The organism is Streptomyces sp. NPDC031479 (assembly GCF_055581065.1).
Window position 1 is genome coordinate 1 of sequence record NZ_JBVIKC010000063.1, and the last position, 16,627, is coordinate 16,627.

The 16,627-nt window shown below is 72.2% G+C and carries 19 protein-coding genes; 12 read left to right on the plus strand and 7 right to left on the minus strand.

Features of this window, described 5'->3' with window-relative positions:
* Positions 1-121: 121 nt before the first annotated feature.
* Positions 122-493, minus strand: coding sequence for an ArsC/Spx/MgsR family protein (locus ACZ5D2_RS37645; RefSeq protein WP_371678829.1), 372 nt, complete (start codon positions 491-493; stop codon positions 122-124).
* A 107-nt stretch (positions 494-600) separates the two neighbouring features.
* Between ACZ5D2_RS37645 and ACZ5D2_RS37650 the strand changes: the two genes are divergently transcribed.
* Positions 601-855, plus strand: a complete 255-nt coding sequence (locus tag ACZ5D2_RS37650) for a hypothetical protein (RefSeq protein ID WP_030233041.1) — start codon at positions 601-603, stop codon at positions 853-855.
* A 72-nt stretch (positions 856-927) separates the two neighbouring features.
* Here the strand turns inward: ACZ5D2_RS37650 and ACZ5D2_RS37655 are convergent, their stop codons facing one another.
* Both ACZ5D2_RS37655 and ACZ5D2_RS37660 read right to left on the minus strand, forming a co-directional pair.
* Positions 928-1,815 (minus strand): nuclease, encoded by an 888-nt coding sequence (locus ACZ5D2_RS37655; RefSeq protein ID WP_371678830.1) that lies wholly within the window; start codon positions 1,813-1,815, stop codon positions 928-930.
* 81 nt (positions 1,816-1,896) lie between these two features.
* Complete coding sequence (locus ACZ5D2_RS37660; protein WP_371678831.1) at positions 1,897-3,003, minus strand: PP2C family protein-serine/threonine phosphatase; 1,107 nt, start codon at positions 3,001-3,003, stop codon at positions 1,897-1,899.
* A 76-nt stretch (positions 3,004-3,079) separates the two neighbouring features.
* On the opposite strand from ACZ5D2_RS37660, the gene ACZ5D2_RS37665 reads away from it, so the two are divergent.
* The 3 genes from ACZ5D2_RS37665 (at position 3,080) to ACZ5D2_RS37675 (ending at position 6,218) form a co-directional block, all read left to right on the plus strand.
* Positions 3,080-3,769: a VIT1/CCC1 transporter family protein gene (locus ACZ5D2_RS37665; RefSeq protein ID WP_371678832.1), complete on the plus strand. Its 690-nt coding sequence runs from the start codon at positions 3,080-3,082 to the stop codon at positions 3,767-3,769.
* A gap of 117 nt (positions 3,770-3,886) precedes the next feature.
* Positions 3,887-4,777, plus strand: coding sequence for a TIGR01777 family oxidoreductase (locus tag ACZ5D2_RS37670; RefSeq protein WP_371678833.1), 891 nt, complete (start codon positions 3,887-3,889; stop codon positions 4,775-4,777).
* Positions 4,778-4,931: 154 nt separating this feature from the next.
* Positions 4,932-6,218: an FAD-dependent oxidoreductase gene (locus ACZ5D2_RS37675; RefSeq protein WP_371678834.1), complete on the plus strand. Its 1,287-nt coding sequence runs from the start codon at positions 4,932-4,934 to the stop codon at positions 6,216-6,218.
* A 128-nt stretch (positions 6,219-6,346) separates the two neighbouring features.
* Here ACZ5D2_RS37675 and ACZ5D2_RS37680 read toward each other — a convergent pair whose 3' ends face one another.
* Entirely contained in the window at positions 6,347-7,786 is a 1,440-nt protein-coding gene (locus ACZ5D2_RS37680) for a regulator (protein ID WP_371678835.1), read from the minus strand.
* A 172-nt stretch (positions 7,787-7,958) separates the two neighbouring features.
* Between ACZ5D2_RS37680 and ACZ5D2_RS37685 the strand changes: the two genes are divergently transcribed.
* The 5 genes from ACZ5D2_RS37685 to ACZ5D2_RS37705 all read left to right on the plus strand — a co-directional run bounded on the left by ACZ5D2_RS37685 (position 7,959) and on the right by ACZ5D2_RS37705 (position 11,331).
* Positions 7,959-8,246 (plus strand): hypothetical protein, encoded by a 288-nt coding sequence (locus tag ACZ5D2_RS37685; protein ID WP_371678836.1) that lies wholly within the window; start codon positions 7,959-7,961, stop codon positions 8,244-8,246.
* Between the two features lie 78 nt (positions 8,247-8,324).
* Positions 8,325-9,122, plus strand: coding sequence for a lipoyl(octanoyl) transferase LipB (gene lipB / locus ACZ5D2_RS37690; protein WP_356216113.1), 798 nt, complete (start codon positions 8,325-8,327; stop codon positions 9,120-9,122).
* A 111-nt stretch (positions 9,123-9,233) separates the two neighbouring features.
* Entirely contained in the window at positions 9,234-10,181 is a 948-nt protein-coding gene (gene lipA, locus ACZ5D2_RS37695) for a lipoyl synthase (RefSeq protein ID WP_030233070.1), read from the plus strand.
* A gap of 243 nt (positions 10,182-10,424) precedes the next feature.
* Positions 10,425-10,622, plus strand: a complete 198-nt coding sequence (locus tag ACZ5D2_RS37700) for an SCO2195 family GlnR-regulated protein (RefSeq protein WP_030233071.1) — start codon at positions 10,425-10,427, stop codon at positions 10,620-10,622.
* 10 nt (positions 10,623-10,632) lie between these two features.
* Positions 10,633-11,331, plus strand: a complete 699-nt coding sequence (locus ACZ5D2_RS37705; RefSeq protein WP_468935857.1) for a DUF4191 domain-containing protein — start codon at positions 10,633-10,635, stop codon at positions 11,329-11,331.
* 172 nt (positions 11,332-11,503) lie between these two features.
* On the opposite strand, the gene ACZ5D2_RS37710 is transcribed toward ACZ5D2_RS37705, so the two are convergent.
* Entirely contained in the window at positions 11,504-11,971 is a 468-nt protein-coding gene (locus ACZ5D2_RS37710) for an RDD family protein (protein WP_371678838.1), read from the minus strand.
* 187 nt (positions 11,972-12,158) lie between these two features.
* Between ACZ5D2_RS37710 and glnA the strand changes: the two genes are divergently transcribed.
* On the plus strand, positions 12,159-13,568 hold the full coding sequence (glnA, locus tag ACZ5D2_RS37715; RefSeq protein ID WP_371678839.1) for a type I glutamate--ammonia ligase: 1,410 nt from the start codon (positions 12,159-12,161) through the stop codon (positions 13,566-13,568).
* A 177-nt stretch (positions 13,569-13,745) separates the two neighbouring features.
* Complete coding sequence (locus tag ACZ5D2_RS37720) at positions 13,746-14,027, plus strand: hypothetical protein (protein WP_371678840.1); 282 nt, start codon at positions 13,746-13,748, stop codon at positions 14,025-14,027.
* A gap of 41 nt (positions 14,028-14,068) precedes the next feature.
* Here ACZ5D2_RS37720 and ACZ5D2_RS37725 read toward each other — a convergent pair whose 3' ends face one another.
* A complete protein-coding gene (locus tag ACZ5D2_RS37725; RefSeq protein WP_371678841.1) occupies positions 14,069-14,722 on the minus strand; it encodes a TetR family transcriptional regulator in 654 nt (217 codons plus the stop codon).
* Positions 14,723-14,808: 86 nt separating this feature from the next.
* Between ACZ5D2_RS37725 and ACZ5D2_RS37730 the strand changes: the two genes are divergently transcribed.
* Complete coding sequence (locus tag ACZ5D2_RS37730) at positions 14,809-15,579, plus strand: SDR family NAD(P)-dependent oxidoreductase (protein WP_371678842.1); 771 nt, start codon at positions 14,809-14,811, stop codon at positions 15,577-15,579.
* Positions 15,580-15,616: 37 nt separating this feature from the next.
* Here the strand turns inward: ACZ5D2_RS37730 and ACZ5D2_RS37735 are convergent, their stop codons facing one another.
* Complete coding sequence (locus ACZ5D2_RS37735) at positions 15,617-16,135, minus strand: DUF4240 domain-containing protein (RefSeq protein ID WP_371678843.1); 519 nt, start codon at positions 16,133-16,135, stop codon at positions 15,617-15,619.
* Positions 16,136-16,627 lie beyond the last annotated feature (492 nt).

Genomic DNA, 16,627 nt, shown 5'->3' on the forward strand with positions numbered 1-16,627 from the left:
GCCCGGCCCGACGCGGAAGGACGATGAGACTGACGGGAAACCCCCAAACCCTCCCCGACACGGGCCGAGTCGAGTCCCGCCGCCCCCCGACCCCGACTGCCCGTCCGCCCCCCCGCCCCCCTCACCCCCTCCGGGACAGGGCCTCGTGGACGGCGTCGTCGGAGCGGGCGATCAGGGCCGTGCCGTCCTCGGCGGTGATGATCGGGCGCTGGATGAGCTTCGGGTGGGCCGCCAGGTGGGTGATCCAGGCCTGCCGGGCCGGTTCCGTCGCCTCGCGCGGCAGGTCCCGTACGCCGGTCTCCTTCGCGAGGGGGTCGGAGGTGCGCGTGATGTCCCACGGCTCCAGGCCCAGGCGTCCCAGCACCTCGCGGATCTCGGCCTCGGACGGCACGTCCTCCAGGTACCGGCGCACGGTGTACTCGGCGCCCTCCGCGTCCAGCAGGGTCAGTGCGCTACGGCACTTCGAGCAGGCGGGATTGATCCAGATCTCCATGCGCACCAGGGTAGTCAGACTCCGTCTGGCCAGGGGCTTTTGTCAGTGCCCCCCGGTAAAATCGAGGGAGCACGACAGGAAGCCAACTACTGTTTGGGAGGCTGTAGATGGCCGCTGCCGCGATCATTGTGATGCCCAAGAAGAAGCCGCTGCCGGCGGGCCTGCCCCGCGAGTGGTACGAGAGCCACAACCGCCGCCTGAAGGCGATGCGGCTGGCGATTTCCCTGCTCGACACGGGGACGTACGACGCCAAGCGCGCCACCAACCGCAAGATACGGACGATGGCGGTGCGGGTGGGTATCCACCGGCCGTCCAACCTCACCTGCAGGATGGTCCGGGCCTTCATCACCGCCCACAGCTGACGCGCTCACACGCTGACGTGACGGCCGGCCGGCCCGCCGGGGCTCTCCGCCCCGGCGGCCCGGCCGGACCGCTCACTTCTCGTCGAAGGTGATGTCTTCGACCGGGTGGGTCATCTTCACGGTCTGCAGGGTCGTGTCGACCTCGACGATGCGGTGCAGACCGGTGAGCGGCTCCGGCTGTCCCTGGAGGTAGAACCGGTCCGCGGCCCCGGCGAGGAAGGCGCGGAAGCAGCCGAGGGCGGGGGCCGCCGGGTTGAGGTCCAGGTAGTCCTTCAGCCGGCGGAACAGCTTCGGGAGGATCACCGCCCCGGCGTCGGCCGTGAGGGAGGACATCCCGGTGACCTCGGCCCCGTCGGTCGTCCGGTCCCGCTCCCACACGCCCTTCTTGGGGGTGGAGCTCCTCGCCGCCTGCGCCGCGAGGGTGAGGGAGGCGCGCAGGTGGTCGGGGAAGCCGGTGTAGAAGGTCGGGTAGGCCAGGCCGAGGCTGACCAGGTGGTGGTTGGCGGTGTTCCTCAGCTGCCTGTCGTCGACCTCGATCTCGTAGCCGTTGAAGACGGGCGGGGTCCTGCGGCCGACCAGGGCCACGCACCGGCCGAAGACGTCGGCTCCGCCGGTGAGGATGTAGCCGGGCACGGTCTCGGGGGTGGTGCTGGTGATGGTTTCCCGGTCGTCGCGCACGAACTGGGTGAAGCCGAGCCAGGTCAGCAGCTCGTTCGCGGCGCTGTGGGCCAGGTCCAGGGGCTGGTGCTGCACCCCGGAGTCGTCGTCGCCGTAGTGGGTCTCCAGCGCGTCGATGGCCTCCAGCCGGATGGAGGCGCGGCCGTCGGCCTTGGGCAGGACCTGGTGGTCCCCCGGTACGCGCTTCCAGTCGGTCACGTCGTCCGGGGTGAAGGTGATCGTGTCGCCGTCCGGCTTGGAGCCCGTGGCGCGGAAGGTTCCTCTGATGAGCAGCATGGACATGGCGACTCCCACGAACGTCGGTCGGGACGGTGTCGCTACCGAGCGTGGTCACCGACTACGCACAGTGCATGTCCGGTGAATCTAGGGACCCGGCGGACCACCGGGCAACCGCCTTTCGGGCGACAGCATCAGCAGGGCCACGTCGTCGCCCGGGCCGCCCCGGGTGAAGGCCTCCAGGTCCTGCCACACCGCCGGGACCAGGCCCGCGGGGTCGGCGGACAGCGCCGGCAGGCGGGTGGCCAGCGGGTAGAAGAACCCGGCCGCGTCGCGGGCCTCGGTGACCCCGTCCGTGTGGGCGAGGAGCCGGTCGCCGGGCAGCAGGGGGAGTTCGGTCACCGGTGGGAGGGTGGTCCCGGCCAGTCCCAGGCCCAGCGGAGGTCCTGGTTCCGCCTTCACCTCCGAGACCTCGAAGTCCCGGAGGAGCAGGACCGGGGGATGCCCGCACGACACGATGCGCACGAGGTCCAGGCCGGGCGGGAACTCCAGCAGCACCGCCGTGGCGAACAGCTCCGGGTGCGGAGTGGAGTCCGCCGCGGCGTCCTCGGTCAGCCGCCGGTCCAGCCGGGCCGCGACCCCGGTCAGCTCCGGATCGTCCAGTACCGCCTCCCGGAAGGCGCCGAGCAGGGCGACGACCGTCCCGACCGCCGTCAGCCCGTGCCCCTGCACGTCGGCCACCACCGCCCGCACCCCGTACGGTCCGGCCCGTACGTCGTACAGGTCGCCGCCGACCAGCGTGCCGCGCTGGGCCGCCCGGTAGAGCGCGGCGCAGCGCACCGTGCCCACCTGCTCCGGAACCGGCGGCAGCACCGCCATCTGGGCGGCCTCGGCGACCGTGCGGACGCTCACCAGCTGGGCGTCCCGGCGCCGCCGCACCAGGGCGATGACCACGCTGAGCAGCCCCACGGTGGCCACGGTCGCCAGGTCCGAGCCGTGGGCGTGCCCGACGCCGAGCGCGGGTACCCCGAGGAGCACCAGCACCACGACGGCGAAGGCGGCGGTGCCGCCGGCCCCGTAGGAGAAGGCGGCCACGGCTGGCAGGGCGGCCAGGAAGTAGCCCAGTTCGGCCGTCCCGGGCGTCAGCCACTGGATGAAGCAGAGCACCACCAGCGCCACCGCGGGCGCGAGCCGGGCCCAGCGCGGTGGCGGTGCTCCGTGCAGGCTGCCCAGGTCCTCCCGTCCGCGTCTCACCCCTCCACCCTGGTACCGGCGCCGGGGGGGCGCACGCCGGGTGGTCCCGGCGGGCGCGGGCCGCGACAGTGGTCCCGTGACGGATACGCAGAGCGCCGCCATCAGTACCCGGCTGAACTGGCTGCGGGCCGGGGTGCTGGGCGCCAACGACGGGATCATCTCGACGGCCGGCCTGGTCGTGGGCGTGGCCGGCGCGACCACCTCGCGCACGGAGATCCTGACGGCGGGGGTGGCGGGCCTGCTGGCCGGGGCGCTGTCGATGGCGGCGGGGGAGTACGTGTCGGTGAGCTCGCAGCGGGACTCCGAGCGGGCGGCGCTGGAGGTGGAGCGGCGCGAACTGGCCGAGGAGCCGGAGGCGGAGCTCGACGAACTCACCGGGATGCTGATGGACCGGGGCCTGGACCACGCGGTGGCCCGGGAGGCGGCGGAGCAGCTGACGGAGCGGGACGCGCTGCGGGCGCACGCGCGGGTGGAGCTCGGCATCGAGCCGGACGAGCTGGCGAACCCGTGGCACGCGGCGTTCGCGAGCCTGGTGGCCTTCACGGTGGGGGCGGTGCTGCCGCTGCTGGCGATCGTCCTGCCGGGGCCGTCCGGGCGGGTGCCGGTCACGGTGACGGCCGTGCTGGCCGCGCTCACCCTGTGCGGGGTGGTCAGCGCCCGGCTGGGCGGGGCCCCGGTCCCGCGGGCGGTCCTGCGCAACGTCCTGGGCGGCGCGCTCGCCATGGCCGTCACCTACGCGGTGGGCACCTGGCTCGGCACCACCTGATCCCACCGGACCCCGGCGCCGACCCAGGCCGTCCCGCAGCCCAGGCCAGGGCAACGGCCGTCCCCGGCCCCGCCGTGGCGGAGAACCGCCCGGCCAGGGCAACGGCACACTGGCAGCATGCGTATCGCCCTCACCGGATCCTCCGGACTCATCGGCAAGGCCCTCGTGCGCTCCCTCCACGCCGACGGCCACGACACCGTCCGCTTCGTGCGCCGCGCGCCCGCCGCCCCCGGTGAGGCGCGCTGGGACCCTCGCGCCGGATACGTCGACCCCGCCGGTCTCGAAGGCGCCGACGCCGTCGTGCACCTGGCCGGGGCCGGGGTCGGGGACCACCGCTGGACGGCCGCGTACAAGAAGGAGATCCGCGACAGCCGGGTCCTCGGTACGGCCGCGATCGCCCGGGCGGTGGCCGCCCTCGGCAGCCCGCCACCGGTCCTGGTCTGCGGTTCCGCCATCGGCTACTACGGCGACACCGGCGACCGCCCCGTCGACGAGACCGCCCCCGCCGGGACCGGCTTCCTGCCCTCGGTCTGCGTGGACTGGGAGGCCGCCGCCGCCCCCGCCCGCGCCGCCGGGATCCGGACCGTGTTCGCCCGCACCGGGCTGGTGGTCGCGGCCGACGGCGGGGCCTGGGGCAAGTTGTTCCCCGTCTTCCGCGCGGGCATCGGCGGCCGGCTCGGCAACGGCCGCCAGTACTGGTCGTACATCTCCCTGGACGACGAGATCGCCGCGCTGCGGCACATCATCGACACCCCTGCCCTCACCGGCCCCGTGAACCTCACCGCTCCCCACCCCCTGACCAACCGTGAGGTCACCGCCGTGATGGGCCGCGTGCTGCACCGCCCCACGGTGTGCGCCGTGCCCGCCCCCGTGATGCGTCTGGCGCTCGGGGAGTTCGCCGGGGACGTGCTGGGCAGTCAGCGCGTGCTGCCCGCACGCCTGTTGGAGTCGGGCTTCGCCTTCCGGCACCCGGGGATCGAGGAGTCGATCAGGGCAGCGCTGGCGTAGGCGCACCGCACGACCATGTGCGACCGTTCGTGACCCGGATGCGACCGTCGTGCGACCGGAATTGTGCGCAATAGCCCACCGGACTGGGGTTCTCCTGGAGCCCGTTGGGGGAAGGAGGACCCCACACAGCCGCGCCGACCTCGGGGAGGGGCACGTGCTCAGCAGCGCACACCACGTCGCACACCACGCCGCACACCATGCGGACGTCGTCATCGTAGGAGCCGGAGTCTCAGGACTCGCGGCCGCACACCACCTGATCGCGGCGGGGGTCACGGTCAGCGTCCTGGAGAGCGCCGACGACCCCGGCGGCCGGATGGCCACCGCCTCGGCCGACGGCTTCCGGCTCGACCGGGTCGGCCAGCTCCTCAGCACCTCGTACACCGAACCGGCCCGCACCCCCGGCCTGGAGGGGCTCGTCCTGCGCCCCTTCGCCCCCGGGGTCCTGGTGCACGGCGCCGACGGCCGGCAGCAGCGGGCCGCCGCCCTGACCCCGGCCCGCGCACTGGCCAGCGGCTCTCTCGACCAGGCCCGGCTCAGCGCCGCCCTCGGCCGGCTCGCGGCACTGCCCGTGGACCGGCTGCTCGCCCGGCCCGAGCGCACCGCGCTGGCCGCCCTCGGCTCCCGCGGCCTGCCCCCGCGCACCGTGAACGGAGTCCTGCGGCCCCTGCTCGCCGCGCTGCTGCGCGACCCGGCGCTCACCACCTCCAGCCGCGTCGCCGACCTGGCCCTGCGCACCTTCGCCCGCGGCCGGCTCGCCGTCCCGGAGGGCGGCGCCGCCGCCCTGCCCGACCTGCTGGCGGCCGGCCTGCCGCCCGGCACCGTACGCACGGGGGTCCGCGTGCGGTCGGTGGCGACCAACCTCGTCACCACCGAGGACCACGGCGACTTCGGCTGCCGGTCCGTCCTCCTCGCCACCGGCGCGCGGGCCGCGGCCGACCTGCTGCCCGGACTGCGGGTGCCCGCCTTCCACGAGGTCACCGTCATCCACCACGCGACCCCCGCCCCGCTGCCCTGGGACGGCTCGCTGCTCCTGGACGCCGACCCCAAGTGGCCCCTCGCGCACACCACCGTGATGAGCGCGGTCGACCCCGGCCGGGCACCGGCCGGCCGGAGCCTGGTCACCACCACGGTGCACGGCCCGCCGCCGCCCGCCCGGACGGTCGCCTCGCGCCTGGCCCGGCTCTACGACACCTCGACCCGGGACTGGGAGCTCCTGGCCGTCCACCACACCCCGGAGGCCGTTCCCGCCATGCCCCCGCCGTACGACCCGCGGCGCCCGGTCCGGGTGCTGGCCGGCCTCTACGTGTGCGGGGACCACCGCGACTCCAACACCGTCGACGGCGCCCTGCACTCCGCCCGGCGCGCCGCCACCGCCCTGCTCCGCGACTTCGGCATCCCGCTCCCGGTCCGCCCCGAACCGGCGGTGCCGGCGGCGGCCTGAGCGGACCGCCGGGAGGCGCCGACGGCCCCTCCCGGCGGAAGGGCCGGCGGAAGGGGACCGGCGCGACGGACACCAGCGGAGGCCGGCCGGGCGCCCACGGCCCGGCCGGCCTCAACCCCCGCGGGGGTTCAGGACATCGCCGCCACCCGGTCCCGGTAGTTCCGCACCGCCGAGGCGTCCCGGTACGGCTCCAGCCGCCGTTCGAAGTCCCGTACGTACTCCACCGCGCGCGCCGACCGCATCTCGCCGGCCTGCTGCGCCGCCTCCGCCCCCAGCGCGCACGCCTGGTCCAGCTCGCCCAGCCCCAGCCGCGCCGTGGCCAGCACCACCCGGCAGAACAGCCGTGAGCGAGCGAACCCGGGCGCCCGCAGCTGGAGCGAGCGCTCCGCGTGCTGCGCCGCGGCGCGGTACTGCTGGAGGTCCCGGTGACAGTGCCCGAACTCGTCCGCGAGCTGCGCCTCGTCGAAGGCCCGCGCCCAGTGCGGCACGTCGTCGCCGGGCCGCCCCGCGCCCAGCGCCCGCTCGGCCCGCACCAGGGAGGCCGTGGCCGCCCGCACCTCGCCGAGGACGGCGTGCCCGCGCGCCTCGGCCGCGTGCAGCAGGGCCTGGACGACCGGGGGCGGGCCCGATCCCACGCCCTGCTGGGCGACCCTGGCCAGCTGCACCGCCTCCCGGCCGTGCCCGAGGTAGACGGCCTGCCGGCTCATCGTCACCAGCACGTAGGCCCCGTACGGCCGGTCCCCGGCGGCCTGGGCCAGCCGCAGCGCCTGCACGAAGTAGCGCTGGGCCAGTCCGTGAGCGGCGATGTCGTACGAGGTCCAGCCCGCGAGCCGGGTCAGGTCGGCGGCGGCCGCGAACAGCCGCCGCCCGGTGGTCTCGCCGTAGGTGCCGCGCAGCATCGGCTCGGCCTCGTGCTCCAGGTAGCGCACGAGGGCCTGCCGGGCGTGGCCGCCGCCGTAGGCGTGGTCCAGGGTCCGGAACAGTTCGCTCACCGACCGCAGCGCGGCGATGTCCCCGCCGGTCACGCGCTGGCCGGGGCCGCGGTCGATCTGCCGCTGGCGGGGGACGGAGGGGCGGCCCTGGGCCGGGACGCGGCTCGCCGCGGGGTCCACGCCGCGCCCCACCCGTTCGTCGGCGCGGCCGATGAGCCAGTCGCGGCTGGGCACCACGAGTCCGGCCGGGGTGAAGGCGATCTTGCGGAGCTCGGCGTGCGAGCCGGAGTCCTTGCGCCAGAGCCCGCTCGCGATGTCCACGGCCTCCTCGGGGGTGGCCGCGAACTCCAGTCCCGCGTACACGGGCGCGCAGGCGTCCAGTCCGAGGTCCTGCGCGGACAGCCGGCGGCCCAGGCGCCGGGTGAAGACCTCGGCGATGAGCGCCGGGGTGGTGCCGCGGGGCTGCTGGCCGCGCAGCCAGCGGGTCACGGACGTCTTGTCGTAGCGAAGGTCCAGACCGTGTTCCAGGCCCAGCTGGTCGACGCGGCGGGCGAGCCCGGCGTTGGAGAACCCGGCTTCCGCGATCAGCGCCGCGAGCTGCCGGTTGGGGACGCGCTGGGCAGGTCGTTCCGTCATCGGCTCCACGGTTTCCTGACGTGACGGACCGGAGTCCCGGCCCCTGAACGGCGTGAATGTAGCGGCCAAGTCCGCTCTTGCCGCCCTCTCTGTCCCACATTCATCCGATCGTGTGCCCAATGAGGAGGGCCCTTTACGGGTCGGTCCCCGCTGTCCGCGTACGCTGCGCCCCATGACCCGCCGGCCCCCCGGGGCACATGCCCCCGACATGTACACGGATTCCACCGCCCCGCTCCCCGCCCCCGAGCTCACCGAGGCGGAGTGCCGCCGGTGCGGTACGTACATCGCGGGACTGGACGGCCGGTACGCGTGCGGGGTGTGCGGCTGGGTCAACGACCACTCCGAGGGCCACCGCCGGCTGCCGAGGGCGGACGAGGACCCGGACCGCCCGCCCGCCGGGCGCAGGCGCCCCCGGCAGCTGCCCGGCCCGCCGCCGGAGGCCGGGGACCCGGGGGCCTGAAGGCGCGCGCACGGGTCGCCGTACTCTTGGCCTGGTGCGATCGCGTGCACACAGCAGTTTCAACGAGGAGGCGCTGCGGTGACTGAGCTTCGGTTTGTCCATCTGGGCTTCGGGCCGGAATCCGTCGAGTACACCGAGGCCTGGGACGAGCAGCGGCGCGTCCACGCCGCCCGCTTCGCGGACGAGGTCGAGGACACCTGCCTGCTCGTGGAGCACCTGCCGGTGTACACGGCCGGCCGGCGCACGGACCCGAGCGAGCGGCCGCTGGACGGCACCCCGGTCATCGACGTGGACCGCGGCGGCAAGATCACCTGGCACGGTCCGGGCCAGCTGGTCGGCTACCCGATCATGAAGCTGCCCCGCCCCGTCGACGTGGTCGCGCACGTCCGCCGTCTGGAGGACGCCCTCATCCGCACCGCGGCCGAGTTCGGCCTGGAGACCACGCGGGTCGAGGGCCGCTCGGGCGTCTGGGTGCTCGGCGACCCCGTGGAGCAGCGTCCCGCGATAGGCGGGCTCTCCCTCGACTTCGACCCCCGGATCGGCGACGACGAGTTCGACGCCCGCCTCAACGGCCCCGAGTACGCGCCGTCCAACGCCGGACAGCGCCGCGAGGACCGCAAGCTCGCCGCCATCGGCATCCGCGTCGCCAAGGGCGTCACGATGCACGGCTTCTCCCTGAACGTGAACCCGGACGCCACCTGGTTCGACCGGATCATCCCCTGCGGGATCCGGGACGCCGGTGTGACCTCGCTCTCCTACGAGCTGGGCCGCGAGATCACCATCGCCGAGGTGCTGCCGGTCGTCGAACGGCACCTGAAGGACGTGCTGGAGCAGGCCGAGCTGAAGCCGCGCGAGATCGAGCCGGCCGCCGGCTGACCGCCGGGGGGAATGCGTCCGACCGACACCCGGTTGGCCGACGTAAGAGCGTACGAAATTACGGGCGTACCCTGGTGGGCGCCGAAGAATCGAAGTCACAGGGAGCCGGTCGTGTCCGCAGTCGCACCCGACGGACGCAAGATGCTGCGCCTGGAGGTCCGTAACAGCCAGACCCCCATCGAGCGCAAGCCCGAGTGGATCAAGACCCGGGCGAAGATGGGTCCCGAGTACACGAAGATGCAGGCCCTGGTGAAGGGCGAAGGACTGCACACGGTGTGCCAGGAAGCCGGCTGTCCGAACATCTACGAATGCTGGGAGGACCGCGAGGCCACCTTCCTCATCGGTGGCGACCAGTGCACCCGGCGCTGTGACTTCTGCCAGATCGACACGGGCAAGCCCGAGGCCCTCGACCGCGACGAGCCGCGCCGCGTCGGCGAGTCCGTCGTCACGATGGACCTGAACTACGCCACCATCACCGGCGTCGCCCGCGACGACCTGGCGGACGGCGGTGCCTGGCTCTACGCGGAGACCGTGCGCCAGATCCACCAGCAGACGGCGGGCCGCGAGGGCGGCCACACCAAGGTCGAGCTGCTGGCCCCCGACTTCAACGCGGTCCCGGAGCTGCTGGAGGAGGTCTTCGCCTCCCGCCCCGAGGTCTTCGCGCACAACGTCGAGACCGTGCCGCGCATCTTCAAGCGCATCCGTCCGGGCTTCCGCTACGAGCGCTCGCTCGACGTGATCCGGCAGGCCCGCGCCTACGGCCTGGTCACCAAGTCCAACCTGATCCTGGGCATGGGCGAGGAGCGCGAGGAAGTCTCGGAGGCGCTGAAGGAGCTCCACGAGGCCGGCTGCGAGCTCATCACCATCACCCAGTACCTGCGCCCCTCGCCGCGGCACCACCCCGTGGAGCGCTGGGTGAAGCCGGCCGAGTTCGTCGAGCTGGCGAAGGAGGCCGAGGAGATCGGCTTCTCCGGCGTGATGTCCGGCCCGCTGGTCCGTTCCTCCTACCGGGCGGGCCGTCTGTACGGCCAGGCGATGGAGAAGCGCGCGGCGGTCTGAAAACTGACCGCGTGTGCGTGTGAGGTCACGCACAATGACTTACCAACGGGTAACACCGCAGTGGCGCGGCCCCTAGGCTCTTTTCGGAGGAGCCCGGCGGGCCGCGTCCGCGTTTGCAACGTGTCAATCACATTTGACCGACCGGCCACGCCCTGGTAACACCAGTCAGTGACGCTGGATCCACGCACCGCACACACCGCACGCCACCCCATCGACGTGAGCACCGAGAGAGGGTCCGACATCATGCAGGCCGCGCCAGTACGCGCCATTGCCATCCCTTCCTTCACCGAGGCCTTCCGTGGCATCGAGTCGCTGCTCATGAGCGGTGCCCGCCGGAACGCCTGGACGGCCGTCCTGGAGGACCGCCGAAGGGCCAAGGACAGGGTCGAAACCGAACACGTACTTGAGGCCGCGGCGACCCGGACCCCGCAGGCCACGTAAACTTCGCTCTATGGCGAGGAAGTCAAACGCAGAGACTGCTGCGAACCCCGGGCGACTGAAGCAGATCGCCCTGACGTACAAGATGACGCGCAAGGCCGACCCGAAGGTCGGTCTGATCGTCGCGGGCGTGGGAATCGTCACCTTCGGTGTCTTCCTTGCGATCGGCTTCCTGATCGGCCACCCGGTCTACCTGGGCATCCTGGGCCTCCTGGTGGCGTTCCTGGCGATGGCGATCATCTTCGGGCGACGGGCCGAGAGCGCTGCCTTCGGGCAGATGGAGGGCCAGCCGGGCGCCGCCGCGGCCGTACTGGACAACGTGGGACGGGGCTGGTCGACCACCCCGGCCGTCGCGATGAACCGCAACCAGGACATCGTCCACCGGGCGGTCGGCAAGGCGGGCGTGGTCCTGATCGCGGAGGGCAACCCGAACCGGGTGAAGACCCTGCTCGCGGCCGAGAAGAAGAAGCTGGCCCGGATCATGCCCGACATCCCGGTCCACGACTTCATCGTCGGCACCGGCGAGGGCGAGGTGCCGCTCAAGAAGGTCCGCACGACGCTGCTGAAGCTGCCGCGCGTCCTGACCGGCCCGCAGATCACCCAGGTCAACGACAAGCTCCGGGCCATGGGCGACCTCATGAGCAACATGCCCGTGCCGAAGGGTCCCATGCCCAAGGGCATGCGGATGCCGCGCGGCGGAAAGATGCGCTGACCCGCTCTTCGTATACATCACACAGGGCGCCCCCGAGCCGTCAGGCCGGGGGCGCCCTGTGTCGTGTCCTCGTGTCGTGCGGTGCGTCGTGCCGTCGTGCCGTGCGGGCCGGTGCGTCGTGCCGTTCCGCGTCGGGTCCGGACCCTCGGGCCCGGACCGTCGGATCGGGCCGTCAGATCCGTACCTGGACCGCGCCGGCCAGCCGGTCGTGGAGTCCGCGTCCGTCCCGGTCCCAGACCAGCGCCGGGATGACGAGGGCCAGGAGCAGGGTGCGGGCCACCACGCGGAGGAGACCGAGGCGGCCGCCGTCCTGTCCGACGACCCGGAGGCCGAGGATCCGCTTCCCGGGGGTGAATCCCACGGTGCCCACGGTCAGGATCGACAGGGCCACGAAGAGCCCCAGCGTCCAGTTGCCCGTGGTCTGCAGGTTCCCGTGCGTGATCAGTCCGTATGCGATGAGCTGGCAGGGGAGCCAGTCGATCAAGACGGCACCGAGCCGGCGTCCGAAGCGGGCCACGGAGCCGGGCCCGGACCGGGGCAGGCCCAGCCGCTCGCCCGGATGGCCGAAGTCGACGCCCATCTCCTCGGCGGTCGCGCGGGGGCCGGAGAGCCAGGATCCGATTGCTTGCCTGTTGTCCACTCCACCACGGTACCGGTGGCGTTCGACGGGCCCTGGACGGGACCCTGGTTAACTTGTGCGAAACAAATGGGTCATGCTTGGGAAATCCCGTCTGCTTATGGTCGGGTCAGCGTGCGGCACCGCACTGACGCACCACGAGCTATAAAAGCCCGTCCCTGCCCCGGGGACCGGGAGTAGGAGGAGTTGGATGTTCAAGAACGCCGACGAAGTGAAGCAGTACATCGAGGAGAACGACGTCAAGTTCGTTGACGTCCGCTTCTGCGACCTGCCCGGTGTGATGCAGCACTTCACCATCCCGGCGCGAGCGTTCGACCCGGCGGAGGAGCTCGCCTTCGACGGTTCCTCGATCCGCGGCTTCCAGGCGATCCACGAGTCCGACATGGCTCTGCGGGCCGACATCACCACCGCGCGCCTGGACCCGTTCCGCAAGGACAAGACGCTCAACATCAACTTCTTCATCCACGACCCGATCACGGGTGAGGCGTACAGCCGCGACCCGCGCAACATCGCCAAGAAGGCCGAGGCCTACCTCGCCTCCACCGGCATCGCCGACACCGCGTTCTTCGGCCCCGAGGCCGAGTTCTACGTGTTCGACAGCGTGCGCTTCGCGACCTCCGCCAACGAGGGCTTCTACCACATCGACTCCGAGGCCGGTGCCTGGAACACGGGCTCCGAGGAGAACAACCGTGGTTACAAGGTCCGCTACAAGGGTGGTTACTTCCCCGTAGCCCCGGTCGACCACTTCGCCGACCTGCGCGCCGAGATCTCCCTCGAACTGGACGCCCAGGGCCTCCAGGTCGAGCGCCAGCACCACGAGGTCGGCACCGGTGGCCAGGCCGAGATCAACTACAAGTTCAACACGCTGCTCGCCGCGGCCGACGACCTGATGCTCTTCAAGTACATCGTGAAGAACGTCGCCTGGCGCAACGGCAAGACCGCGACCTTCATGCCGAAGCCGATCTTCGGTGACAACGGCTCGGGCATGCACGTGCACCAGTCGCTGTGGGCCAACGGCGACCCGCTGTTCTACGACGAGGCCGGCTACGCGGGCCTGTCGGACACCGCCCGCTACTACATCGGCGGCATCCTCAAGCACGCCCCGTCGCTGCTGGCGTTCACCAACCCGACGGTGAACTCGTACCACCGCCTGGTGCCGGGCTTCGAGGCGCCGGTCAACATGGTGTACTCGCAGCGCAACCGCTCCGCCGCCATGCGCATCCCGATCACGGGCTCGAACCCGAAGGCCAAGCGCGTCGAGTTCCGCGCCCCGGACCCGTCGTCCAACCCGTACCTCGCCTTCTCGGCGCTGCTGCTCGCGGGCCTCGACGGCATCAAGAACAAGATCGAGCCGATGGAGCCGATCGACAAGGACCTCTACGAGCTCTCGCCCGACGAGCACGCGAGCGTCCCGCAGGTCCCGACCAGCCTTGAGGACGTCCTCAAGGCCCTGGAGGAGGACCACGAGTACCTCCTGGCCGGCGGTGTCTTCACCCCCGACCTGATCGAGACCTGGATCGACTACAAGCGCACGCACGAGATCGCCCCGATCGCGCTGCGCCCGCACCCGCACGAGTTCGAGCTCTACTTCGACCTCTAGGCCGGGACACCGCCGGGATCTTTTCGAAACCCGGGATCGTGCCTGATGGAAGGCCCCCCGCCGCTCTCCCGGAGAGCGGCGGGGGGCCTTCTGCTTTTGACAGCCCGAGCGGCCGGGGCGACGGTGGAACGGTACCTAAAAGCCCGATAAGCGAGACATGTTCGGAGGTGCATGGAAATGCGCCGTAGGATCATCGGAGTCGTCGTCGCCGGGGCCGCGGGTCTCACCCTCGGTCTGCTGCCGCTCACCAGCGCGTCCGCCCACGACCACAGTGGTGGCTGGGACTCGCGCGGGAACCACGCCCGCTGGAACCACAACGACTGGAACCGCAACGACTGGGGCAACGGCAACTGGAACGACGACGACTGCGGCGGGAACGGTCACTGGAACGACAGCGACTGGGGCAGCTGGAACGACTCCGGCTGGAACCACGACGGTGACTGGGGAGGCTGGCGCTGACCTGCTGCCGGATCTGCCTCGATGCCCCTGCCCCGCCCACCTCAGCGGAGCAGGGGCATCGCGCCGGTCAGCTCCGTCAGGCAGCGCACCGCCAGGTCGGAGGGGGAGCCGGGCCCCGACACGGGGGCGTCCGAGGTGGACCAGACCTCCAGGGCGACCCGGATCGCGTCCGTCGAGGCCGCGGCGAGCAGGCGTACCGACATCGCGTCCGCCCCCGGTCCGGCCAGCCGGGCCACCACCGGGACCAGGCGCTCCTCCGACTCCTGGTTCACGCGGTACCAGACGGCCCGCAGGGCCTCGTCGGTGGCCGCGGCCCGCAGCAGGCCGCGGGTGACCTCCAGGCCCTCCTCCACCGCCTGTGAGTCGCTCAGCGCACGGCGAACCGCGCGCTCCAGGGCCTGCGCGAGGGGGGTGCCGGGGTCCTCCTCGGCGAGCAGTGCGCGCCAGGCGTCGCCGCCGCCCGCGAGCAGCGGGGCCACGGCCTCCTGCTTGTTGCGGAAGTAGCGGTAGAACGTGCGCAGCGCCACGCCGGCGCGGTGGGCGATGTCCTCGGCGGTGGTGCCGTCGGGACCGTGTTCCGCGAAGAGCTCGCATGCGGCGCGGGCGATGTCGAGCTGGGTGGCGGCCTTGCGGCGCTCGGTCAGCGACGGGGTTCCGGGGCCGCTCTGGGGGGAGTACGGACGGGGAGATCTCACGGGTGAAGCGTACCGTCCGGCATGTCCGGCGAATGCATTTCATGCCAGAGTGGCAAAACATGCCATCTGCTCGGTACGCTCACCCCATGAACCGTTACGAAGGACGACGCGTCCTCATCACCGGCGGCGGCTCCGGCATCGGCCAGGCCACCGTCCACCGCATTCTCGCCGAGGGCGGCCGCGTCCACGCCGTGGACGTCAGCGAAGCCGGTCTCAAGGCCACCGCCGAGCAGGCCGCCGCCGACGGTCACGCCGACCGGCTGACCACCGCGATCCTGGACATATCCGACGAGGTCGCCGTCCGGGCCGGCGTGGCCGCCGCCGTGGGCGCCATGACCGGCATCGACGTCCTGGTCAACGCGGCGGGCATCCTGCGCTCCTCGCACACCCACCAGACGACGCTCGACTTCTGGAACAAGATCATCGCCGTCAACCTGACCGGCACCTTCCTGATGATCCGGGAGTCGCTCCCGGCGCTGCTCGCGGGCGACCAGCCCGTCGTCGTGAACTTCAGCTCCACCTCGGCGACCTTCGCCCACCCCTACATGTCCGCCTACGCGGCCAGCAAGGGCGGCATCCAGTCCATGACCCACGCGCTGGCCGCCGAGTACAGCAAGCAGGGCCTGCGCTTCGTCTCCGTGGCCCCCGGCTCCATCGAGTCCGGCATGACCACCGGCACCGGACCGGGCCTGCCCGAGGACACCGACTGGAGCCTGTTCACCAAGCTCGCCCCCGCCCTCGGCCAGGGCTTCGCCGGCCCGCAGGCCGTCGCCGGCGTCGTCGCCATGCTCGGATCCGAGGACGGCTGCTTCATCACCGGCACCGAGATCCGCATCGACGGCGGCACGCACTACTAGGCCGCCTCTTCCGGATCTTGCCTGGGCCTGGGCGCCCTCAGGCCCTGAAGCGGTCCCACAGCCGGGGGAAGCGCTCCGCCAGCACGGCTTCGTCCTCGAAGTCCAGCGGAGCGCCCTCCGGCTCCGCCGCCTGCAGCGCGATCCCCAGGTCCGGTGCCACCGCGCCCGTCAGCTGCTCGTACGCCTCGTCGGCCGCGTACCCCAGCTCCTCGCCGTCCCCGTCGATGTCCTCGTCGAACTCGGCCAGCAGCTCCGCCAGCTGGTCCGGCTCGTGGACCGCCCCCTCGAAGACCTCCCGGCCCTGCCCGATCAGCCAGCACCGGAAGTAGTCGAACGCGTCGTCGCTCGCTCCGTCGAGCAGCACCCACGCAGCGCCCCACAGGTCCCAGGTGTACGCCCGGTTGTAGCGGGACTCGAAGTGCCGCGCGAAGTCCAGCACGGAGTCGGGGTCGAGCTGCGCGAGCCGTTCCACGAGCAGCTCGGCATGCTCCTCGGGGTCGCCCTCGGCGGCCTCGCGGGTACGGTCGACGATCTCCCAGAACTCCGTCTCGTCCATCACCGCTCCAGCATCACGGGTCCACCCCCGCGCCGCCACCGCTCATACGGCCAAAGGCCGGTGTCCGATCCCCCGCCCGGCCCATACCCGAACCCGACGGGTGCGGGACGGGGAGGGGTGAGCTGTTCCGCGGGGCCGTCCCCGTGCCCTGGTACGACGTCGCCCACTGGGGCGGCCATCTCTGTTGACCGGACTACCGGACGACACTCCGAGGCATTGGATGAGTCGGGCAAGGTCTGACCGACGGGATCTCGGTTCGATCCCTCTGCCGAGGTGGGGCAAGGTCGTGCCGTCGGAGGGCGTGGTGCCCTGGCTCGTGGTCGACCCGGAGGGTATGCCGGTAGAGCCCGTTCGGCGGTACCTTCGGGACTTTGTCGCCCGGAACCGGCCCGGATCTGTACGCAGTTACGCGTACGCGTTGCTGCGGTGGTGGCGGTGGCTGCGCGTTGTGCAGGTCGAGTGGGACAGGGCAACGTCGGCGGAGGTGCGGGA